Raw genomic sequence first — 21,013 nt, 5'->3', positions numbered from 1 at the left:
TTGCCCAAGGCTGCGGCGGGGGTGTACGGCGTGGCCGGAGTGCTGGCCCTCGTCGCGTTCGTCTCCACTGTTTCGCGCGGGGTCGACGAGCGTGGGGTCGCGCTCGGGTTCGGGGTGCTGGTCGCCGTGGGGGAGCTGGCGCGCTGGGGCGGGGGCGGCGACCGGGAGTCCGCGCCGCTCGGGGCCGCGGGCGCGCTGGCGTACGCACTGCTCGGCTCGGTCGCCGGACGGAGCACGCACCACGGGGTGCTCCAGGTCGTCGCCGTCGCCGTGGCGGGCGCCCTCGTCGGCTGCGTCCCGCACGTGGCCCGGGGCTGCGGGCCCTCGCTCGACCACATGGCGCGGCGGGTGCTGACCGTCGGGTTCGCCGCCGCCTGCTTCCAGCCGCTGTACAACCAGGGCAGGGCCGGGGAGTGGTTCGGCGACGGCGCGCCCTACGCGCTGTTCGTCGTCGGCCTGCTGGCGCTGACCGGACTGTGCGACGCCGTGCTCGCCGCGGCCATGGCCCACGCGCGCACCCGCTGGCCGTTCGGGCCGCTGCTGCGCGACGAGATGCGGGCCATGCTCGGCATCGGCACCGCCGTCGGCGCGACCGGGGCCGTGCTGGCGCTGGCCGTGGGCGTCGCCGGGCTGTGGGCGCTGCCCGTCATCAGCCTGCCGCTGCTCCTGACCCAGCTGGCCTTCCGGCGCTACTCCGCGGTCCGCGCCACGTACCGCCAGACCATCGCCTCGCTGGCCCGCGCCACCGAGATCGCCGGGTACACCCCGCACGGGCACGCCCACCGGGTCGCGGCGCTGAGCCGTGCCATAGGGCGTGAGATGGGGCTCTCCGGGCCCGACCTGACCGTTCTGGAGTACGCGGCCCTGATGCACGACATCGGGCAGCTCTCGCTCGTCGACCCGGTGCGGGACGGGGCCACCGCGACCCTGCCCGTCAGCCAGCAGCGCCGGATAGCACTCCTGGGTGGCGCCGTCGTCCGGCAGACCGGGGTGGACTCCCAGGTGGCCGTCGTCGTCGAGCGGCTGGCCGATCCGTACCGGGAACAGCCGCTCACCGCACGGATTGTGCGGACAGCGAACGCCTACGACGAGATGGCCCGGGGAACGGGACCCCAGGGACCGCTCGCCGCCCTGGAGGGACTGCGTCTGGCCACCGGCAGGGAGTACCAGCCGGAGGTCGTCGAGGCACTGGCCAGGGTGGTGTCGCACCCCGGTCTGAGCCTAGGGTCGGCTGGGTAACCCATGGGTAATGAGCGGGTCTCCGACCGTCCGTGGTTGGATGCAAAAGAGCGACCAAAGAGGGGGTCCGCGGGCACGGGCCTCAAGTATCGGCAGGCGGGAATCGTGAGGATCTTCGGCAAGGGACGGCACCGGCCCTCCGCCTCGTGGCGGCAGGCCACAGATCGTGCGTTCACGCTGATCGGCGACGGGCGGTACGAGGACGCGGGGGCGCTGCTGACCCGCGCCGCCGACCTGGAGCCGTGGCTCTCCGAGTCCTGGTTCAACCTCGCGCTGCTGCACAAGTTCCGGCACGACTGGGAGCAGGCGCGGACGGCCGGACTGCGCGCCGTCGCCCTGCTGGACCGGGAGACCGGCGCCCCGGACTGGTGGAACGTCGGGATCGCCGCCACCGCCCTCCAGGACTGGCCGCTGGCCCGCAGGGCCTGGCAGGCGTACGGGCTGCGGGTGCCCGGCGGGGCCACCGCGTCCGGTGAGCCCACGGGCATGGAGCTCGGCAGCGCCGCCGTGCGGCTGTCGCCGGAGGGCGAGGCCGAGGTCGTGTGGGGGCGCAGGCTCGACCCCGCGCGCATCGAGGTGCTCTCCATCCCGCTGCCGTCCTCCGGGCGGCGCTGGGGCGAGGTCGTGCTGCACGACGGGGTGCCCCACGGCGAGCGGACCACCGCCGCCGGACACTCCTTCCCGGTCTTCGACGAGATCGAGCTGTGGGCGCCCTCGCCGGTGCCCACCTGGGTCGTGCTCCTGGAGGCCGCCACCGAGTCCGACCGGGACGCCCTGGAGCGACTGGCCGCCGACGCCGGGTTCGCCGCCGAGGACTGGTCCTCGTCGGTGCGGCTGCTGTGCCGGATGTGCTCGGAGTCCCGGATGCCGTCCGACGAGGGCGACGAGGAGCACCTCGATCCGCACGACCACAGCGAGCCGGGGCATCCCGGGCCGCTGGGGCACCGGACGGACGGGCAGCTGTGGGTGCCGGAGCGCGAGTGCGGGGTCGCTGCGCCGGCTTCTCTGGTGCGGGGGCTGCTCGACGGGTGGGTCGCCGATTCGCCGGATTCTCGTGACTGGCGGGATCTCGAAGAGGTGTGCTGAGCGGCGTGTCCCTCTGACGGTTCGTCGTGGCTGGGCGCGCCGTTCCCCGGGCCCCTGGCGGGGCTGTGCTCCCCGTACCCTGTAGAGGTAACCCCGTATTCCCAGGAAGGCTCACGTCCGTCATGGCTCAGCAGGACACCGACGACCAGCAGCACGGCGGCGTGCTCCCCGTCGACGACGAGGGATTCGTCGTCGACACCGAGGACTGCGAGGCACGCGAGGCGGCGTACCGGGAGCGGGGCACTTCGCGGCCGATCACCGTCGTCGGGAACCCCGTCCTGCACAAGGAGTGCAAGGACGTCACCGAGTTCGACGACGAGCTGGCCCGGCTGGTCGACGACATGTTCGCCAGCCAGCGCACCGCCGAGGGCGTCGGCCTCGCCGCCAACCAGATCGGCGTGGACCGCAAGGTCTTCGTGTACGACTGCCCGGACGACGAGGGCGTGCGCCACACCGGCGTCGTCTGCAACCCGGTGCTGCGCGAGCTGCCCGCCGACCAGCGCCGTCTCGACGACTCGAACGAGGGCTGCCTGTCCGTGCCGACGGCGTACGCCGAACTCGCGCGCCCCGACTACGCCGTGGTCACCGGGCAGGACGAGAAGGGCAACGCGATCACGGTGCGCGGCACCGGCTACTTCGCGCGCTGCCTCCAGCACGAGACGGACCACCTGTACGGGTACCTCTACATCGACCGGCTGTCGAAGCGCGAGCGCAAGAACGCCCTGAAGCAGATGGAAGAGGGCACCCCGCGCTACCCCGTGGTCGCCAACGGCTGATTCACCGCCCCGAAACGGCGCCTGGCACGGAGAGATCCGGCCAGGCGCCGTTCGCGTTCCCGCACCCGGCCTGGCTGACGTGCGATCGCACGCGCGGGTGTGCGCCCGCGTGTGCGAACAAGATCGGCCGGACATGATTCAGATCCGGTCATGTAAGGGGACGAATCCGGTGACTAGGGGTAGTGAGGGGAGCAAATCCGTTCCCAGAACGGTCAGTTGTGGTGCTGAATAGAAAGCGCGGGGATACGCAACGGCGCGCGCCCGGCACTGCGGGAGGGGTGTACGCCTTCGGCCGACAGAGAGGGGTTTGTTCGTGCCTGCCTATCCACATGCTCCACATGCGGCAGTACCGCCGGCGCTGGCACTACCGGTGATCGAGGACGCGTTTCCTCGCAACCTGCATCCGTATTGGCCGAAGCTCCAGGAGAAGACGCGTACCTGGCTGCTCGAAAAGCGGCTCATGCCCGCCGACAAGGTGGAGAAATATGCCGACGGTCTGTGCTACACGGACTTGGTCGCGGGCTACTACATGGGTGCGCCGAACGACCTCCTCGAAGCGATAGCCGACTTCAGTGCCTGGTTCTTCGCCTGGGACGACCGGCACGACCGTGACGTGGTGCACGGCAGGACGGCGAACTGGCGGCGGCTCGCCGTGCAGTTGCACGCGGCCACGGAGGCCCCGCAACTGCACCTGGACCACCCGGATCCACTGGTCGCGGGGTTCGCGGACTGCTTCGACCGGTTCTACGGCCGGCTGAGCAGGTCCTGGGACGCCCGGTTCGCGCGCCACTTCCACGTGGTGATCGACGCGTACGACGAGGAGTTCCGCAACAGGATGACGGGGACCGTGCCGACGGTCGACGCGTACATCGCTCTGCGGCGCCGGACTTTCGCCCACTGGATATGGATCGATCTGCTCGAACCGGTCGCCCAGTACGAACTCCCCACATGGGTGCGGAAGAACGAGGCATTCATGCGGGCCGCACTCGCAACCCAGGATTTCTCCGCCTGGTACAACGACCTCTGCTCGCTGCCCAAGGAACTCGCGGGGCAGGAATTGCACAACCTCGGGATAAGCCTCATCAAGCATGAGGGAATTTCCGTGCGGGAGGCCGTGAAGGAAGTCCACCGCAGGGTTCAGGGAACCGTCTCCGATTTCCTTGAGGCGGAACGGGAGATCGGGCTGACCGCGGTCTCCGCGGAACAGATAGGACCGCACGGAAGGGAACTCGCGGCGGCCATCGGGTCGTGCGTCGAAAACATGCGGAACTGGTTCAGCTCCGTGTACTGGTTCCACCACGAATCGGGGCGCTATCAGGTCGACACCTGGGACGACCGGGCCACCCCGCCGTACATCACCGACACGCCACGAACCGATCAGGTGGGTGACCGCGCATGACCCTCGAATCCACGCTGCCGCACCCGGCACGGACACCGGAGACGGAGCCGAAGCCGCCGCCGCCCGCCCCCGGCGGCGCGCCGCTCGTCGGCCACGCCTGGAACCTGCTGCGCGACCCGCTCGCCTTCCTCACCTCGCTGCGCGACGGCGGCGAGGTGGTGCGGATCAGGCTGGGTCCCAAGAACGCCGTCGCGGTGAACGCCCCGGAACTCGTCGAACGGCTCCTGCGGAGCCCGGACTACCTGGTCGGCGGGGCCCTGTGGGACACGCTCGGCGTGCTGCTCGGCCAGGGCGTGGCGACCAGCAACGGAGCGCGGCACCGGCGCCAGCGCCGGGCCCTGCAGCCCGCGTTCCGGCCGGACCGGATAGCCGAGTACGGCGTGCTGATGGCGGAGGAGGCGCAGCGCACCGCCGACGGGCTGCGCCCCGGTCAGACCGTCGACATCGCCGGGGAGATGTTCCGCACCGCGACCCGCACGGCGGCCCGCTCGCTGCTGTGCATCGAGGCGCTGGACGAGCGCGCCGAGCGGCTCTGCACGGCCCTCGGCACCGTTTTCGACGGGATGTACCGGCGGATGATTCTGTCCGTCGGACCGCTCTACCGGCTGCCTCTTCCGGCCAATCGGCGATTCGAGCGGGCGTTGGCCGATTTGCATCGGCTGGTCGACGAGATCATCGCCGAGCGACGGGACGCGAGGGCGTCGGGAGACAATGCGGAAGCCCTCCTCACCACATTGCTTCAGGCCCGCGACGAGAACGGTGAACTGGTCACCGAACAAGAGGTCCACGACCAAGTCATCGCCCTGCTGGTGGCCGGTGGCGAGAATGTGGCGAAGACGCTGGCGTGGACCCTGCAACTTCTCGCCGAACACCCCGAGCACGAAAGGCGGTTGTACGAGGAAGTTGAATCCGTGACGGGTGGCAGGCCGGTCGCTTTCGGCGACCTCAAGGAACTCGCATATATGCGGAATCTCATCACCGAGTCGATGCGGATTCGACCCGCGGCCTGGATATTCACCCGGGTCGCCGCCGTCGACACCGAGCTGGGCGGGTACCGGATTCCGGCCGGGACCGACATCTTCTACAGCCCGTACGCGATGCAGCGCGACCCGCGCTCCTTCGAGGACGCGCTGGACTTCGACCCCGACCGCTGGCTCCCGGAGCGCCGCACGCGGGCCGCGCAGGTCGCGCACCAGCCCTTCGGCACCGGCAACCGCAAGTGCCCCGGCGATCACTACAGCATGACCGAACTGGCCCTGACCCTCGGCACGTTGGTGGCGAAGTGGCGGTTCGTGCGGGTGCCGGAGACGGACTCGACGCCGCGCCTCGGCATCACGCTCCAGCCCAGGAACGCCGCGCTGCGGGTGGAGGCGCGGACACCCTAGGCGCCGCTAACCGGCCAGCCGCACCCGGAAGGTGCGGCGGAAGGCGTTCGGCGTCGTGCCGAGCACCTTCATGAACTGGTGGCGCATCGCCGCGGCGTTGCCGAATCCGGCGCGCCCGGCGATGGCGTCCACCGTCTCGTCCGTGCCCTCCAGCAACTCCTGCGCGAACAGCACCCGTTGACGCAGCAGCCAGCGGTAGGGCGTGGTGCCCGTCTCCTGGAGGAAGCGGCGGGCGAAGGTGCGCGGCGACATGAGCGCCCGCGCCGCCAGCTCCTCCACGGTCACCGGGTCGGCCAGGTGCCGCTCCATCCAGGCCAGCACCTCGCCGACGGTGTCGCAGCGCGTCGTCGGCAGCGGCCGCTCCACGTACTGGGCCTGGCCGCCGTCGCGGTGCGGCGGGACGACCATCCGCCGCGCGATCGTGTTGGCCACCTCGGCGCCGTGCTCGGTGCGCACGATGTGCAGACAGGCGTCGATGCCGGCGGCGGTGCCGGCCGAGGTGATCACCGGGCTCTCGTCGACGTAGAGCACGTCCTGGTCGACGCGGGTGCGCGGGAACTGCCGGGCGAGCTCACGCGCGTACCGCCAGTGGACCGCGCAGCGGCGTCCGTCGAGGAGCCCCGCGGCGCCCAGCACGAACACGCCCGCGCAGAGGCTGAGCACGCGCGTCCCCCGGTCGACCGCCTGGCGCAGCGCGTCCAGGAGTTCCGGCGGGTAGGAGTCGAAGCGCCGTCCCGCCGAGGGGATCGCGATGAGGTCCGCCTCCTCCAGCCGTTCGAGGCCGTAGGGGGTCGAGACCGTCATGCCGGGGACATGGGTGGTCAGGGACGGGCTCTCGGCCGAGACCACCGCGAAGTCGTACACGGGCAGTCCCGCGTCGCCGCGGTCGAGGCCGAACACCTCGCAGACGACGCCGAGTTCGAAGGGATGCACACCGTCGAGCAGCACTGCGGCCACGTTCTTCAGCATGCCCACCAGTGTGCCGCAGAGTTGGCAGTAATTCACGGTCCGATGACAGTCCTGCCACTGCCGCGGGGGTCGCGGCGGCGCCAGAGTAGAGGCATGAACACAGCGATGAACTACCTGACCGTCCTCTTCGTCTTCCTCCTCCTCGCCGGTCCCTCCCTGTACGGGATCGCCCGCGACCGCCGGATCGACCGGGAGATCCGGGCCGCCCGCGAGGCCGAGGAGCGGCGCTCCCGCTACGCGGCCGTCGCCTGAGCCGGCCGCCGTCCGAAGGCCAGCAGATGCGAACTCGCCACCGTCAGCTCCGGATGCGGCTCGGCCAGCCGGGCCGCCGCCAGAGCGGACCTGAACAGGTCGGAGTCGGGGCTGATGCGCAGGCCGGCCGTCAGTTCGGCGGCCTTCAGGAGGGCGTCGCCGGGGCCCTCCACCCCGTACACCCGGACCTCGGCGAGACCCGCGGCCCGCAGCTCGTCCGCCAGCTCCTCGGTGCGGTGGAAGTACGCGCTGGTGAACAGCTTTCCCGCGTTGCTCCCGGTCGTCAGGATGCGCGGCATCCGCTCGTCGATCCCGTCCAGGTGCAGCCGTGCGTGCGCCGTGTTGTCGAAGACCGGCGCGAACCGCTGGATCCCGGCCGCGACCACCAGACCGCCCGGCCTCACCACCCGCAGCGCCTGCGCCAACGCCCGCTCACGCTCCGCCGGTTCGGGCAGATGGTAGAGCGGGCCCAGGAACAGCACGACGTCGTACGAGGCGTCGGCGGCGGACAGCGCCCGCGCGTCCCCCACCTCGACCGTGTACGCCGCACTCGCCTCCCGCGCCTGCGCCACATGCCGCTCGACCGGGTCGACGAGATGCACCCGGTACCCGTCCGCCGCCAGCCACCGCGCATGCACGCCGGGCCCGCCGCCCACGTCCAGGACGGACGCGGGGGCGGGCGGCAGATGGCGGCGCAGCAGCTCCTGGGTGCGGACGAGTTCCAGGACCCCGCACGCGGAGTCCGTGAGCCGGGTCTGCTCGTCGTAGTCGTCGGAGTAGAACTCCGCTATCTCACGCGCCAGTCGAGGTGTCGTCATGCACCGAGTCTGGCGACGCGAGGAGAGCGGGGCACATCGATTTCCCGGCGCGCGCCGGACTAGAACTCCTCGTCGAAGCCGACCGAACCCTCGACCGCGACCTGGTACGCGGACGGACGGCGCTCGAAGAAGTTGGTCAGCTCCTGGACGCCCTGGAGCTCCATGAACGCGAACGGGTTCTCCGAGCCGTACACCGGCGCGAAGCCGAGGCGCTGGAGGCGCTGGTCGGCGACGCACTCCAGGTACTGGCGCATCGAGTCGGTGTTCATGCCCGGCAGGCCCTCACCGCACAGGTCGCGACCGAACTGCAGCTCCGCCTCGACCGCCTCCCGCAGCATGTCGGTGACCTGCTGCTCCAGCGCCTCGTCGAAGAGCTCCGGCTCCTCCTTGCGGACGGTGTCGACCACGTCGAAGGCGAACGACATGTGCATCGTCTCGTCGCGGAACACCCAGTTCGTGCCGGTGGCCAGGCCGTGCAGCAGGCCCCGGCTGCGGAACCAGTAGACGTAGGCGAAGGCGCCGTAGAAGAACAGGCCCTCGATGCACGCCGCGAAGCAGATCAGGTTGAGCAGGAAGCGGCGGCGGTCCGCCTTGGACTCCAGGCGGTCCAGCTTCTCCACCGAGTCCATCCACTTGAAGCAGAACTCGGCCTTCTCACGGATCGACGGGATGTTCTCCACCGCGGCGAAGGCGGCCGTCCGGTCCTCCGGATCGGGGAGGTAGGTGTCGAGCAGCGTCAGATAGAACTGGACGTGCACGGCCTCCTCGAAGAGCTGGCGCGAGAGGTAGAGCCGCGCCTCGGGGGAGTTGATGTGCTTGTAGAGCGTGAGCACCAGGTTGTTCGCGACGATCGAGTCGCCCGTCGCGAAGAACGCGACCAGCCGGCCGATCATGTGCTGCTCGCCGGGGCTGAGCTTCGCGAGGTCGGCGACGTCCGAGTGGAGGTCGACCTCCTCGACGGTCCAGGTGTTCTTGATCGCGTCGCGGTAGCGCTCGTAGAAGTCCGGGTAGCGCATGGGGCGCAGGGTCAGTTCGAAGCCCGGGTCGAGCAGGTTCTTGTCCGAGGAAGAAGTGGTCATTACTGGCAGGCCTCGCAGGACTCGGGGTTTTCCAGGGAGCAGGCGACCGCGTCGGGGTCGGCCACCTGTACGGGGACGGTGGCGCGGGCCGCCGCCCGGGCGATGCGCGTCGCGGGGCGCGAGCGCAGGTAGTACGTCGTCTTCAGGCCCGACTTCCAGGCGTACGCGTACATCGAGGAGAGCTTGCCGATGGTCGGCGTCTCCAGGAACAGGTTCAGGGACTGGGCCTGGTCGAGGAAGGCGGTACGGGCCGCCGCCATGTCGATGAGGCCGCGCTGCGGGATCTCCCACGCGGTGCGGTACAGCGCCCGCACGTCGTCCGGCACCCAGGTGAAGCCCTGCACCGAGCCGTTGGACTCGCGCAGCGCCTCACGGGTCTGCGCGTCCCACACGCCGAGCGCCTTCAGCTCGTCCACCAGGTACGAGTTGACCTGGAGGAACTCGCCCGACAGCGTCTCGCGCTTGAACAGGTTGGAGACCTGCGGCTCGATGCACTCGTACACACCGGCGATCGAGGCGATCGTGGCCGTCGGCGCGATGGCGAGCAGCAGCGAGTTCCGCATGCCGGTGGTGGCGATACGTTCCCGCAGCGCGGCCCAGCGCTCCGGCCACGTGAACTCGACGTCGTAGTGGTCGGGGTGCAGGACGCCGCGCGCGGTGCGGGTCTTCTCCCAGGCGGGGAGCGGGCCGTTGCGCTCGGCGAGGTCCGCCGACGCCTCGTACGCGGCGAGCATGATCCGCTCCTGGAGCCGCGTGGACAGCGCCTTCGCCTCGGGGGAGTCGAACGGCAGCCGCAGCTTGAAGAAGACGTCCTGGAGGCCCATCGCGCCCAGGCCCACCGGGCGCCAGCGGGCGTTGGAGCGGCCCGCCTGCTCGGTCGGGTAGAAGTTGATGTCGACGACGCGGTCGAGGAAGGTGACGGCCGTGCGGACGGTCTCGTCGAGGCGCTCCCAGTCGATGTCGCCCTCGACCACGAACGAGCCCAGGTTCACCGAGCCGAGGTTGCAGACGGCGGTCTCCCCGTCGTCCGTGACCTCCAGGATCTCGGTGCACAGGTTCGAGGAGTGGACCGTGTGGCCGGGCTCCGCGGTCTGGTTGGCGGTGCGGTTGGCGGCGTCCTTGAACGTCATCCAGCCGTTGCCGGTCTGCGCGAGGGTGCGCATCATGCGGCCGTACAGATCGCGGGCGGGGATGGTCTTGAGCGCCTTCCCCTCGGCCTCGGCCTTCCGGTACGCGGCGTCGAAGTCGTCGCCCCACAGGTCGACCAGCTCGGGCACGTCGGCCGGCGAGAACAGCGACCACGGCCGGTCGGCGTCCACCCGGCGCATGAACTCGTCCGGGATCCAGTGCGCCAGATTCAGGTTGTGGGTGCGCCGGGCGTCCTCGCCGGTGTTGTCCCGCAGCTCCAGGAACTCCTCGATATCGGAGTGCCAGGTCTCCAGGTAGACGGCGGCCGCGCCCTTGCGGCGCCCGCCCTGGTTCACCGCCGCGACCGACGCGTCGAGGGTCTTCAGGAACGGGACGATGCCGTTGGAGTGGCCGTTCGTGCCGCGGATCAGCGAACCGCGCGAGCGGACGCGGGAGTACGAGAGGCCGATGCCGCCCGCGTGCTTCGAGAGCCGGGCCACCTGGTGGTAGCGGTCGTAGATCGAGTCCAGCTCGTCCAGCGGCGAGTCGAGGAGGTAGCAGCTCGACATCTGCGGGTGCCGGGTGCCGGAGTTGAAGAGCGTGGGGGAGGAGGGGAGGTAGTCGAGCCGGCTCATCAGGCCGTACAGCGCGGCGACCTCGTCGAGCGCGCGCGCCGAGTCGTCCTCGGCGAGACCGGCCGCGACCCGCAGCATGAAGTGCTGGGGCGTCTCGATCACCTTGCGGGTGATCGGGTGGCGCAGCAGGTAGCGGCTGAAGACGGTGCGCAGACCGAAGTAGCCGAAGCGGTCGTCGGCCGCGCGGTCCACCAGCGCGTCGAGCCGCGCGGCGTGCACACGGACGAACTCGGCGGTGCGGTCCGCGATCAGGCCCTCACGGTGACCGACGGCGATCGACCCGGTGAACGACGTCACGCCCTGCGAGGCCGCCTCGGCGGCGATGGAGAGGGTGAGCAGTCGCGCGGCGAGCCGGGAGTAGACGGGGTCCTCGGAGATCAGCCCGGCCGCGCCCTCGGTGGCGAGTTCGCGCAGCTCGGCCTCGTCGGCCCGCGCGCTGCGGCCCCGCAGCGCGGCGGCCGCGACCCGGCCGGGATCCGCGGCGGGCAGATCGGCGGTCAGCTCGGTCAGGGTGCGCAGCAACGCGGTACCGGGGGCATCCGCCTCGGCCACGACTGAGGCAGGATCAGCGGGCGCGATGGTCACGGTGGGGCTCTCCCTCGCTCGGCTCGGGGCCCGCGGGGAGACAGTGGCAGGGGCCCGCGCACGGCAGGGCCCGCGTCACCGGCCCATTCCACGAGGCCCGGACGTCGTCGACACCCGGGCCGGGCGGCTCGGGTGTGCCGTCGGCAGGTCCTCGGACTCCGTGACGCCTGTATGAGGCTTACGTTCACCGTTGCGGGACAGTTCCGGATTTGCACCGGATTCCCCTGCGCTGACAGCGAGAGCGAGCATACATGTTGTGCCGGGTGTTCGCCGCAGCCCCACATCTTGTGTCGGCTAAGGTCTCGCAGTGTGAGCGTTCCTGGGGAGGGCGATGCCATGCGCGGGTGGCGGACGGCGGCCTTGGTGCCGGTTCTGGCGGGGCTTCTGGCGGGGTGCGGTGCCGACCGGCCGGAAGCGGCGGAGGCGAAGCGGCCCGCGTCGAGCCGACCCGCGTCCCCGACGCCGACGCCGACGCGCCCGGAGGCGCCCCGTCCGGAGGTGGTCCTGCCGACCGGCCCGGCGACCGCGCCCGGGCTCGACGCCGTGGCGGCCGACGGGCGCACCTTCAGCGCCGAGCGGCTGCGGGACGCCCTGCTGCCCGCGTCCGCCTTCGGGCGGGGCCTGGAGCGCGACGAGGTGCTCGCGATGCCGTTCGAGTCCACCCGCGAGCAGCGGCGCGGCCGGTGGTCGTACTGCCTGGAGAGCGAGGCGGACCCGGCGTGGCTCGGCCCCGCGGCCTACCGCGGCACCACGGCCTCCACGTACGCCTCCTGGGTCGACCGGAACCACGCGCCGCCACGCGGTCACATCGTGGTCACTCAAGTCCTCGTGTCGCTGCGTCCCGAGGCGGCCCGCGCTCTGCACCGGGTCGAGCTGGACATCCTGCGCCACTGCCCGGAGTTCGCTTCCGACATGGAGGCCGGCTCCGCCACCGAGCGCTACCGCACCGAGCCGCTGGAGGGTCTCGGCGACGAGGCGTACCTGGAGATCCAGGACATCTCCTACGAGGGCGACACCAGGACCACGTACACCGCCCACGTCCGCGTCGGCGGGGTCCTCGTCCGGGTGATCAGCGGCGAGGGAGCCGACCGCGACGCGACCGTCCGCTGGGCCGCGCAGCTCGCCCGGGACGTGCGCGGCGATCTGTACGGGATCAGTCGCTGAGCCTCAACTCGTAGCCGATGAGCGCCACTTCGGGCACCGGTGCCCAGTCCCGGCCGGGTGCCCGGCGGAACCCGAGCCGCTCGTAGAGCCGGTGCGAGGCGGTCGCGACGGGCTGGGTGGACAGCACGAGGGCCGTGCGTCCGTCGGCCCGCGCGCGGTCGATCACGGCCCGCACGAGGGCCGCCCCCGCGCCCTGCCCGCGCGCCTCGGCGGCCACGGCCAGCATCCGGAACTCGGCCTCGCCCTCCCGGGCCACCTCGGCGTACGGATGGTCGTGCGCGGGGACGTACGTGACGCCGCCGAGCACGGCCCCGTCGGGGCCGACGGCGACGAGCACGGTGGCCTCCCGGGCGCGCCGCGCGACATCGCGCAGCTCACCCGCGTACCAGTCGCTCTCGCCGAACGCGAGCAGCCCGCTGTCCAGATAGGCGGCGGCACCGATCTCGCCGAGCCGGGCGTGGTCCTCGGGGCGCACGGCCCGGACGGTGACGGCGGCGGGAGCGCTCATGCCGCGCTCGGCTGCTTGAGGAGGGTGTTCACGAAGTCCTCGGTGAAGTTGCGGGGGCCGGTGCCGAGGGCGACCCGGCCGCGCCGCTCGGTGCGGGCCGCGACCAGCGGGGACTCCTGGTAGTAGGCGCGGGGGTAGTCCGCGTCGTAGGGGATGAACACGGTCTTGCCGCGGGTGAGTTCGGAGCCGCACTCCACCACGACGGTGCCCTCGGCGGCGGTCACGAACGACTCGTCGGCGCACACGCCCACGGCCAGCGGGTCGTGCAGCGGGGAGCCGCCGGTCTCGCGGTACGCGCCGAGGTAGAAGTCCATCAGACGGGAGGTGAGCGCCATGCCCTCGCCGGCCGCCCGCAGGGTCTCCAGGTCGTCGGTGGTGAACCGCCAGCCGTGCGTCGCGTCGAGGCCGACCATCGTGTACGCGATGCCGGAGGAGACGACGAGGTCCACGGCGTCCGGGTCGGCCCACGCGTTGAACTCGGCGACCGGCGTGATGTTCCCGGGCACGTCGGCGGCGCCGCCCATGAAGACGAGCTTCTTCACGCGCCGCGCGAAGTCCGGGTCCTCGGTGAGCGCGAGGGCCACATTGGTGAGCGGTCCCGTGGCGCAGACGGTGAGGTCGCCCTCGTACTCCCGCGAGAGCCGCAGCAGGGCCTGCGCGGAGGACTCGGTGACCTCGGGCGCGGTGGAGTCGGGCAGCGTCTCGGCGCCGAGCCCGGAGGCGCCGTGGAACTCACCGGCCGCCGAGTAGGGCAGCCGGGTGAGCGGGCGGCCTGCGCCCCGGTGCACGGACACGTCCCCGTCGATGCCGAAGGCCCGGGCGAGCGCGCGGCCGTTGCGGAAGGTCTGCTCCGCGGGGACGTTGCCGCCGACGGTCGTGTACGCCTTCAGGTCCCACAGCCCGGTGCCGAGCAGGTACTGGAGGGCTACGGCGTCGTCGATGCCGGGGTCGCTGTCGAGAACGATGGGGGCGGGCACTTTTCCTCCAGGGCGGGTGGTGCGGGGCTTACCGGGTCACCGTAACGGGACAAGCCCCTCCGGTCGGGAGGGGCTCGTCAGGTGGACGTGGTGGCGCTAGTGACCGGCGCCCACGGTGGGCAGCTCGACCTTGACGCCCTTGTCGCCCGCGTCGGCGGTGTAGTCCGACGGGGACGTCTCGTCGATGCCGTCCGGCGCCTTCAGCGCGCGCAGGACGAAGGTGAGCACGACGGTCACGACGACGTTCAGGACGATCGCCGTCATGCCGATGTAGCCGATCTGCCCGATGCCGGGGATCTCGGCCGAGGATCCGCCGAAGTGCTTCTGCGTCGCCGACTCGACGTTCCACGCGGCGACCGTGCCGTAGACCATGCCGACGGCCCAGCCGGCGAGCAGCGCCCAGCGGTGGAACCAGCGGGTGAACAGACCGCCGACGAGCGCCGGGAAGGTCTGGAGGATCCAGATGCCGCCGAGCAGCTGGAAGTTGATCGCGACCGTCTTGTCCATGGTGAGGACGAAGGCGAGCGCGCCGACCTTCACCAGCAGCGACACCAGCTTGGAGACCTTGGTCTCCTGCTGCGGGGTCGCGTCCGGCTTGATGAAGTCCTTGTAGATGTTGCGGGTGAAGAGGTTGGCGGCCGCGATGGACATGATGGCCGCGGGCACCAGCGCGCCGATGCCGATCGCCGCGAAGGCCACGCCCGCGAACCAGTCGGGGAACATGTCCTCGAACAGCTGCGGGATCGCCAACTGCCCGTTCTGCACCTTGATCCCGGCCGCGATCGCCATGAACCCGAGCAGCGCGAGCAGGCCCAGCATGAGCGAGTACAGCGGCAGGATCGTGGTGTTGCGGCGGATCACGTTGCGGCTCTTGGAGGACAGGGTCGCCGTGATCGAGTGCGGGTACATGAACAGCGCGAGGGCCGAGCCGAGCGCCAGCGTCGCGTACGTCCAGGTGCCCGACGATCCGGGCGCGAGCCCGGCGACCGGCTTGCCGGCCGCCTTGTTCGCGGCGTCGAACTTGTCGGAGGCCGCCGCGAAGATGTCGTCGAAGCCGCCCAGCTTGATCGGGATGTAGATGATGGCGACCGCGATGACGATGTAGATCAGCGTGTCCTTGACGAACGCGATCAGCGCGGGGGCCCGCAGGCCCGACGAGTAGGTGTACGCGGCGAGCACGCCGAACGCGATCAGCAGCGGCAGGTCCTTGACGAACCAGTTGGTGCCCTCGCCGCCGCCGACGCCCATGACGTCCAGCACGGCCTGGATACCGACCAGTTGGAGCGCGATGTACGGCATCGTGGCGAGGATGCCGGTGACCGCGACCGCCAGCGACAGGCCCTTCGAGCCGAAGCGTCCGCGCACGAAGTCGGACGTCGTCACGTACCCGTGCTTGTGCGAGACCGACCACAGGCGCGGCAGGAACGTGAAGATCAGGGGGTACACGAGGATCGTGTACGGCACCGCGAAGAAGCCGGCCGCGCCGGCCGCGTAGATCGCCGCGGGGACGGCGACGAAGGTGTACGCCGTGTAGAGGTCGCCGCCGAGCAGGAACCAGGTGATCCAGGTGCCGAACGAGCGTCCGCCCAGGCCCCATTCGTCGAGCGAGTCGTTCTCCGACCGGCGCCAGCGCGCGGCCAGGAAGCCCATGACCGTGACGGCCAGGAAGAAGATGATGAAGACGGTGAGCGCGACACCGTTGACGCCGTTGTTCACGCCTTGCTCCCCGCGGACCGGTCGGACTTACGGCCGCGCTGGTCGCGCTGCCACAGCTTGTACGCGGTCATCGTGAGCGCGGTCGAGATCAGCACCCAGAGCATCTGGTACCAGTAGAAGAACGGGATGCCGATGAACGTCGGGTCGACCTTGGCGTAGGAACTGACCCAGAGCATCGCCACGAACGGTGCGATCAGGCACAGTGCAATCACTACGCGAACCGGTGTGACCACCGGTTCGCTCACTTCAGGCGCATCGGACATGACGCGGCTCCGTCCCCTCGCTGGTTCCACTTATCTCATGCTTAACGTGCGGGAAATCTAGGCGAGAGTCTCGCTCCACGGAACCCCCGTCCGCATAACGGACGGGGCACGACCGGGTGTCAGCAGCAGCGGAACCCCTGTCGTGGATCCGATTCCTGGCGGTCCGTCCGCATCCGCTCGAACTCCCTGCGCGAGGGCGCGCAGATATCCGGATGCGCGGCCCGCAGATGCGCCACATGGCGGTCGTAGGCCGCCTCGTCCGTCAACTCGCGGACGTACCAGCGCACCTGCCTACCGACCCGCAGGACTGCCGACACCAGCGTCACGACGTTCCTCCTTCTCCTTCCGGCTGGGGAAGAGGCCGGCCGGGGCCACCAGGGCGGACTCCACGTACGGGGCCTCGCTGAGCTTCGACGAACGGGGATCGCGCACGTGCTTCACGCAGATCCGGGCCGCGTCCAGGATCACCACCACGACGAGCAGGGCGAGCGCGGCCGAAAGGACGCCGTCCACCGTGGAGTTGGTGACGACGGTGTGCATGTCGTCCATCGACTTGGCGGGCGGCAGCACCTTCCCGGCGTCGATCGCGTCCTGGTAGTTCGCGCGCTGCTGGAAGAAGCCGACCTTCGGGTCGGACGAGAACACCTTCTGCCAGCTCGCGGTGAGCGTCACCGTGGCGTCCCAGGCCAGCGGGATCCCGGTGATCCAGGCCCACTTGAGCCGCCCGGACTTCACCAGCAGCGTGGTGCAGACGGCCAGCGCCACGGCCGCGAGCAGCTGGTTGGCGATGCCGAAGATCGGGAAGAGCTGGTTGATCCCGCCGAGCGGCTCGTGCACGCCGACCCAGAGGAAGTAGCCCCACAGGCCGACGACGACGGCGCTGCACAGGAGCAGCCCCGGCTTCCAGCTCACGTTCTTGAACGGCTTGACGACGTTGCCCAGCATGTCCTGGAGCATGAAGCGGCCCACGCGCGTGCCGGCGTCGAGCGCGGTCAGGATGAACAGTGCCTCGAACATGATGGCGAAGTGGTACCAGAAGGCGCGCAGGCCGTCGCCGGTCACCTTCGAGAAGATCTCCGAGACGCCGACGGCGAGGGTGGGCGCGCCGCCCGTGCGGGACAGGAGCGTCGACTCCTCGACGTTCTTCGCGGCCTGGGCGAGGTCGCCCGGCGAGATCGAGTACCCGAAGTGCGCCACGGCCTGCGAGGCCGACTGCACGCTGTCGCCGATGACGCCCGCGGGCGCGTTCATGGCGAAGTACAGCCCCGGGTCGATGATCGAGGCGGCGATCAGCGCCATGACGGCGACCGACGACTCCATGAGCATGGAGCCGTAGCCGATCATCCGGACCTGGGTCTCCTTCTGGATCATCTTCGGCGTCGTGCCGGACGAGATGAGCGCGTGGAACCCGGAGAGGGCGCCGCACGCGATGGTGATGAAGACGAACGGGAACAGCGACCCGGCGAAGACCGGCCCGTTGCCCCGCGTGGCGAAGTCGGTGACCGGGTCCATCCTGAGCGTCGGCAGCGTGACGACCACGCCGACGGCGAGCAGCGCGATGGTGCCGAGCTTCATGAAGGTGGAGAGGTAGTCGCGCGGCGCGAGCAGCATCCACACCGGCAGCACCGAGGCCACGAACCCGTACCCGACCAGCCACAGCACGAGGGTGGCGGGCTTCAGGGTGAAGGTGTCGGCCCAGGACGACTCGGCGACCCAGCGCCCGGCGACCAGCGCGAGCAGCAGCAGCGCGATCCCGATGAGCGAGACCTCGCTGACCCGGCCGGGCCGCAGCACCCGCAGGTAGAAGCCCATGAACAGCGCGATGGGGACGGTCATTGCGATGGAGAACGTCCCCCACGGGGAGGCGGCCAGCGCGTTCACGACGACGAGGGCGAGCACCCCGAGCAGGATGATCATGATGGCGAAGGCGGCGATCAGCGCGGCGGCCCCGCCGAACGGGCCGATCTCCTCGCGGGCCATCTGCCCGAGCGAGCGCCCGTCGCGCCGGGTGGAGAAGAAGAGCACCACCATGTCCTGGACGGCGCCCGCGAGGACGACGCCCACGATGATCCAGATGGTGCCCGGCAGATAGCCCATCTGCGCGGCGAGCACCGGGCCGACCAGCGGCCCGGCCCCGGCGATCGCGGCGAAGTGGTGGCCGAGGAGCACGCGCCGGTCGGTCGGATGGAAGTCCATGCCGTCGTTCAGCCGCTCGGCGGGGGTGGCCCGCTTCGCGTCGACCTTCAGGACCTTGCGCGCGATGAACTTCGCGTAGAAGCGGTAGGCGATGGCGTACGTGCCGAGCGCGGCGGCCACCATCCACGCGGCGGAGACCTCCTCCCCGCGCGCGAGCGCGAGCACGCTCCAGCCGGCGGCGCCCACGAGGGCGACGAGTGTCCAAAGGGCGATGGTGCGAGGAGATGCGGTACGCACGGGGTGGTCCCCTCCCGTCCATGCGGCGACGGGAGGACCGTAGGGCAGAAAGGTGTACGCGCGCTACGGCGCGAACACGTCCACCGGGTAAGGGAGTTGGGGCTCGATCAGTCCATCGGCCGCTTGAGGCGCGCCACGAACTTGTAGCGGTCGCCGCGGTACACGGAGCGCACCCACTCCACCGGCTGGCCCGAGCCGTCGATCGAGTGCCGGGAGAGCATCAGCATCGGCAGGCCGACGTCCGTACCGAGCAGACCCGCCTCGCGCGGCGTGGCCAGCGACGTCTCGATGGTCTCCTCGGCCTGCGCGAGATGGACGTCGTAGACCTCGGCCAACGCCGTGTACAGGGACGTGTACTTGACGAGGCTGCGGCGCAGCGCGGGGAAGCGCTTGGCCGACAGGTGCGTGGTCTCGATGGCCATGGGCTCGCCGCTGGCCAGGCGCAGCCGCTCGATGCGCAGGACGCGCCCGCCGGCCGTGATGTCGAGCAGGCCCGCGAGGGTGTCGTCCGCCGTGACATAGCCGATGTCGAGCAGCTGGGAGGTGGGCTCCAGGCCCTGGGCCCTCATGTCCTCGGTGTACGAGGTGAGTTGGAGCGCCTGGGAGACCTTGGGCTTGGCGACGAAGGTGCCCTTGCCCTGGATGCGCTCCAGGCGGCCCTCGACGACGAGCTCCTGGAGGGCCTGGCGGACCGTGGTGCGGGAGGTGTCGAACTCGGCGGCCAGCGTGCGCTCCGGCGGCACCGGGGTGCCCGGCGGCAGCGTCTCCGTCATGTCGAGCAGATGCTTCTTCAGGCGGTAGTACTTGGGCACGCGCGCGGTACGGACGGGCGCCCCGCTCTCGTTCTCCGCACTGCTGACGTCGGTGCTCATGCTCCGCTGCTCCGCCTTCCCGGCTCCTGTGCCGATGCGACCGACGTCCACGCGCATCGGCCACGGCTCCACGGTTCACATCGTGGCACGGCTCGCTGGGTGGGACCCCTCTTCAGGTCCCGCACGCTCCGTGATCCCTCCTTATACCGGTCGGTGACCGCCTGGTCTAGTCCACATGGCCGATTGGTGGGAGCGTTCCCGGGCAAGAGGTGCGCCGCGGGCTCAACCCCCCTGCCGTGTCGGGCGGGTGTCGTTCCGATAACGGACGCACGGACCTTTCTCAGCCACCCTTGACACGCCTATTGGTCTGGGCCAAGCTCCGCTTACTGGTCTACACCATTAATGACCAGGTCCCAGTCCCACGAGCACTACTCGTCGTATGCGTCGCTGTGGGTGGGGGGTTGCTGGCATCCCTGAGGAGGGTGGCGTGAAGCGCAAGCTGATAGCGGCGATCGGTATCGCGGGCATCATGGTCTCGGTCGCGGCGTGTGGCGACAGTGACAAGAAGTCCGACAACGCGGGGGCGGACGCCAAGGAGCTGACCGTCTGGCTGACGGTCGACGCCCAGAACAACTGGCCCGACCTGGTCAAGGCCGCCGACGCGGCCATCAAGAAGAAGCACCCCGGCATCAAGATCAACCACGAGTACTACGGTTGGCCGGACAAGCCCGCGAAGCTGGACGCCGTCCTCGCCACCGACAAGGTGCCGGACGTGGTCGAGATGGGCAACACCGAGATGCTCAGCTACATGGTCAAGGGCGCGCTCGCCCCGGTCGACCCCGCCAAGTTCGAGAACTCGGACCAGTGGCTCGACGGCCTCAAGGCCTCGGTGACGTACGACGGCAAGACCTACGGCGTCCCCTACTACGCCGGTGGCCGCGTGGCGACCTGGCGCACGGACATCGCCAAGGCCTCGGGCATCAAGACCGCGCCGAAGACGTACGACGAGCTCACCGCCGCCCTGGACAAGATCCAGAAGAAGCAGGGCGACAAGTTCAACGCCTGGTACCAGCCCACCCGTGACTGGTACGCGGCCATGTCCTTCGTCTACGACGCCGGCGGCTCCATCGCCAAGGAAGAGGGCGGCAAGTGGGTCGCCAACCTCTCCTCGGCCGAGTCCCAGAAGGGCCTCGACCAGTTCAAGAACGTCATCGACAAGTACATGCACGGTGACAAGACCAAGGACGAGTCCGACCGCTACATCGTGTACGGGCAGGGCAAGTCGGACCTGATCTTCGGTGCGGCCTGGGAGGGCGCGACCTCCGCCGACCCGAAGAACGACAAGACCGGCAAGCTCAAGGACAACCTCGAGAACTTCGTGATGCCGGGTCCGTCCGGCAAGGCGATGCCCGTCTTCCTCGGCGGCTCGGACCTCGCCGTCCCGGTGAAGTCCGACGCGCAGGCCGTGGCCGGCGAGTGGATCAACGCCTTCACCGGCGCCAAGGGCCAGGCCGGCCTGATGGCCAAGGGCAACCTGCCCAACAACAAGAAGGACCTGGCCACCATGAAGGCCGATCCGAAGACCGAGGTCCCGGCCACCGCGGCCGAGTCCAACTGGTTCGTCCCGATGGCCCCGGGCTGGGGTGCGGTCGAGAAGGCCCAGGTCCTGCAGACGATGCTGCAGGAGATCGGCACCGGCAAGAAGTCCGTCGCGCAGGCCGCGAAGGACGCGGACGCCAAGATCGACAAGGTCATCAACACCAAGTGACCCGACGCGGGGCCCCGTCGG

Annotated in this window: 19 protein-coding genes and 1 riboswitch; of the genes, 8 read left to right on the top strand and 11 right to left on the bottom strand. The window is 70.3% G+C overall.

Features of this window, described 5'->3' with window-relative positions; translation table 11 throughout:
* Positions 1 to 30 precede the first annotated feature (30 nt).
* The 5 genes from ABZ930_RS02280 (at position 31) to ABZ930_RS02260 (ending at position 5,885) form a co-directional block, all read left to right on the top strand.
* Positions 31 to 1,239, top strand: coding sequence for an HD domain-containing protein (locus tag ABZ930_RS02280; protein WP_361540025.1), 1,209 nt, complete (start codon positions 31 to 33; stop codon positions 1,237 to 1,239).
* A 105-nt stretch (positions 1,240 to 1,344) separates the two neighbouring features.
* Positions 1,345 to 2,325 (top strand): hypothetical protein, encoded by a 981-nt coding sequence (locus ABZ930_RS02275; RefSeq protein ID WP_361540022.1) that lies wholly within the window; start codon positions 1,345 to 1,347, stop codon positions 2,323 to 2,325.
* Between the two features lie 122 nt (positions 2,326 to 2,447).
* Positions 2,448 to 3,101: a peptide deformylase gene (gene def / locus ABZ930_RS02270; RefSeq protein WP_361540019.1), complete on the top strand. Its 654-nt coding sequence runs from the start codon at positions 2,448 to 2,450 to the stop codon at positions 3,099 to 3,101.
* Between the two features lie 370 nt (positions 3,102 to 3,471).
* A complete protein-coding gene (locus tag ABZ930_RS02265) occupies positions 3,472 to 4,500 on the top strand; it encodes a multidrug MFS transporter (RefSeq protein WP_361540016.1) in 1,029 nt (342 codons plus the stop codon).
* Positions 4,497 to 5,885: a cytochrome P450 gene (locus ABZ930_RS02260; RefSeq protein WP_361540013.1), complete on the top strand. Its 1,389-nt coding sequence runs from the start codon at positions 4,497 to 4,499 to the stop codon at positions 5,883 to 5,885. Before ABZ930_RS02265 ends, ABZ930_RS02260 begins: the two co-directional genes overlap by 4 nt.
* A gap of 6 nt (positions 5,886 to 5,891) precedes the next feature.
* On the opposite strand, the gene ABZ930_RS02255 is transcribed toward ABZ930_RS02260, so the two are convergent.
* The gene (locus ABZ930_RS02255) at positions 5,892 to 6,854 is read right to left on the bottom strand and encodes a helix-turn-helix domain-containing protein (RefSeq protein ID WP_361540010.1); all 963 of its coding nucleotides are present in this window, start codon (positions 6,852 to 6,854) and stop codon (positions 5,892 to 5,894) included.
* Positions 6,855 to 6,947: 93 nt separating this feature from the next.
* Between ABZ930_RS02255 and ABZ930_RS02250 the strand changes: the two genes are divergently transcribed.
* Complete coding sequence (locus ABZ930_RS02250) at positions 6,948 to 7,106, top strand: hypothetical protein (RefSeq protein ID WP_181512658.1); 159 nt, start codon at positions 6,948 to 6,950, stop codon at positions 7,104 to 7,106.
* Here the strand turns inward: ABZ930_RS02250 and ABZ930_RS02245 are convergent.
* Genes ABZ930_RS02245 through ABZ930_RS02235 form a run of 3 tightly spaced genes read right to left on the bottom strand, consistent with a single transcriptional unit; the run spans position 7,088 to position 11,351 of the window.
* Positions 7,088 to 7,924: a methyltransferase domain-containing protein gene (locus ABZ930_RS02245; protein ID WP_361540006.1), complete on the bottom strand. Its 837-nt coding sequence runs from the start codon at positions 7,922 to 7,924 to the stop codon at positions 7,088 to 7,090. The genes ABZ930_RS02250 and ABZ930_RS02245 overlap by 19 nt on opposite strands.
* A gap of 59 nt (positions 7,925 to 7,983) precedes the next feature.
* Positions 7,984 to 9,003 (bottom strand): ribonucleotide-diphosphate reductase subunit beta, encoded by a 1,020-nt coding sequence (locus tag ABZ930_RS02240; RefSeq protein WP_361540003.1) that lies wholly within the window; start codon positions 9,001 to 9,003, stop codon positions 7,984 to 7,986.
* On the bottom strand, positions 9,003 to 11,351 hold the full coding sequence (locus ABZ930_RS02235; RefSeq protein WP_361540000.1) for a ribonucleoside-diphosphate reductase subunit alpha: 2,349 nt from the start codon (positions 11,349 to 11,351) through the stop codon (positions 9,003 to 9,005). Before ABZ930_RS02235 ends, ABZ930_RS02240 begins: the two co-directional genes overlap by 1 nt.
* 124 nt (positions 11,352 to 11,475) lie before the next feature.
* A riboswitch (cobalamin riboswitch) is annotated at positions 11,476 to 11,617 on the bottom strand.
* A gap of 70 nt (positions 11,618 to 11,687) precedes the next feature.
* Here ABZ930_RS02235 and ABZ930_RS02230 point away from each other — a divergent pair.
* A complete protein-coding gene (locus ABZ930_RS02230; protein ID WP_361539997.1) occupies positions 11,688 to 12,515 on the top strand; it encodes a hypothetical protein in 828 nt (275 codons plus the stop codon).
* Here ABZ930_RS02230 and ABZ930_RS02225 read toward each other — a convergent pair.
* The 7 genes from ABZ930_RS02225 to ABZ930_RS02195 form a co-directional block, all read right to left on the bottom strand.
* Entirely contained in the window at positions 12,505 to 13,023 is a 519-nt protein-coding gene (locus tag ABZ930_RS02225) for a GNAT family N-acetyltransferase (RefSeq protein ID WP_361539994.1), read from the bottom strand. The two genes, ABZ930_RS02230 and ABZ930_RS02225, sit on opposite strands and share 11 nt — an antisense overlap.
* The gene (locus ABZ930_RS02220; RefSeq protein WP_361539991.1) at positions 13,020 to 14,000 is read right to left on the bottom strand and encodes a nucleoside hydrolase; all 981 of its coding nucleotides are present in this window, start codon (positions 13,998 to 14,000) and stop codon (positions 13,020 to 13,022) included. Before ABZ930_RS02220 ends, ABZ930_RS02225 begins: the two co-directional genes overlap by 4 nt.
* 96 nt (positions 14,001 to 14,096) lie before the next feature.
* Positions 14,097 to 15,716 carry a monocarboxylate uptake permease MctP gene (mctP, locus tag ABZ930_RS02215; protein WP_361539988.1) on the bottom strand — a complete coding sequence of 540 codons (1,620 nt, stop codon included), beginning with the start codon at positions 15,714 to 15,716 and terminating at the stop codon, positions 14,097 to 14,099.
* Positions 15,713 to 15,979, bottom strand: a complete 267-nt coding sequence (locus tag ABZ930_RS02210; protein ID WP_361539985.1) for a DUF3311 domain-containing protein — start codon at positions 15,977 to 15,979, stop codon at positions 15,713 to 15,715. Before ABZ930_RS02210 ends, mctP begins: the two co-directional genes overlap by 4 nt.
* 119 nt (positions 15,980 to 16,098) lie before the next feature.
* Positions 16,099 to 16,296, bottom strand: coding sequence for a YbdD/YjiX family protein (locus tag ABZ930_RS02205; protein WP_361540379.1), 198 nt, complete (start codon positions 16,294 to 16,296; stop codon positions 16,099 to 16,101).
* Positions 16,271 to 18,412 carry a carbon starvation CstA family protein gene (locus ABZ930_RS02200; RefSeq protein WP_361539982.1) on the bottom strand — a complete coding sequence of 714 codons (2,142 nt, stop codon included), beginning with the start codon at positions 18,410 to 18,412 and terminating at the stop codon, positions 16,271 to 16,273. The genes ABZ930_RS02205 and ABZ930_RS02200 overlap by 26 nt, the downstream gene beginning before the upstream one ends.
* A 107-nt stretch (positions 18,413 to 18,519) precedes the next feature.
* Positions 18,520 to 19,284, bottom strand: coding sequence for a GntR family transcriptional regulator (locus ABZ930_RS02195; RefSeq protein WP_361539979.1), 765 nt, complete (start codon positions 19,282 to 19,284; stop codon positions 18,520 to 18,522).
* Between the two features lie 427 nt (positions 19,285 to 19,711).
* Here ABZ930_RS02195 and ABZ930_RS02190 point away from each other — a divergent pair, with 427 nt between their 5' ends.
* Positions 19,712 to 20,992, top strand: a complete 1,281-nt coding sequence (locus ABZ930_RS02190; protein WP_361539976.1) for an extracellular solute-binding protein — start codon at positions 19,712 to 19,714, stop codon at positions 20,990 to 20,992.
* Positions 20,993 to 21,013: the final 21 nt, after the last annotated feature.

This window comes from Streptomyces sp. NPDC046716 (assembly GCF_040645755.1).
Taxonomy (GTDB): Bacteria; Actinomycetota; Actinomycetes; order Streptomycetales; family Streptomycetaceae; genus Streptomyces.
Note: the sequence above shows the minus strand (reverse complement) of the source record. Positions and strands in the feature narration are given on the sequence as shown.

Bases quoted from the DNA above. Each gene is read 5' to 3' on its own strand.
- ABZ930_RS02255 (WP_361540010.1), bottom strand. From the start codon at position 6,854: ATGCTGAAGAACGTGGCCGCAGTGCTGCTCGACGGTGTGCATCCCTTC.
- ABZ930_RS02210 (WP_361539985.1), bottom strand. From the start codon at position 15,979: ATGTCCGATGCGCCTGAAGTGAGCGAACCGGTGGTCACACCGGTTCGC.
- ABZ930_RS02245 (WP_361540006.1), bottom strand. From the start codon at position 7,924: ATGACGACACCTCGACTGGCGCGTGAGATAGCGGAGTTCTACTCCGAC.
- def (WP_361540019.1), top strand. From the start codon at position 2,448: ATGGCTCAGCAGGACACCGACGACCAGCAGCACGGCGGCGTGCTCCCC.
- ABZ930_RS02260 (WP_361540013.1), top strand. From the start codon at position 4,497: ATGACCCTCGAATCCACGCTGCCGCACCCGGCACGGACACCGGAGACG.
- ABZ930_RS02250 (WP_181512658.1), top strand. From the start codon at position 6,948: ATGAACACAGCGATGAACTACCTGACCGTCCTCTTCGTCTTCCTCCTC.
- ABZ930_RS02230 (WP_361539997.1), top strand. From the start codon at position 11,688: ATGCGCGGGTGGCGGACGGCGGCCTTGGTGCCGGTTCTGGCGGGGCTT.
- ABZ930_RS02240 (WP_361540003.1), bottom strand. From the start codon at position 9,003: ATGACCACTTCTTCCTCGGACAAGAACCTGCTCGACCCGGGCTTCGAA.
- ABZ930_RS02225 (WP_361539994.1), bottom strand. From the start codon at position 13,023: ATGAGCGCTCCCGCCGCCGTCACCGTCCGGGCCGTGCGCCCCGAGGAC.
- ABZ930_RS02195 (WP_361539979.1), bottom strand. From the start codon at position 19,284: ATGAGCACCGACGTCAGCAGTGCGGAGAACGAGAGCGGGGCGCCCGTC.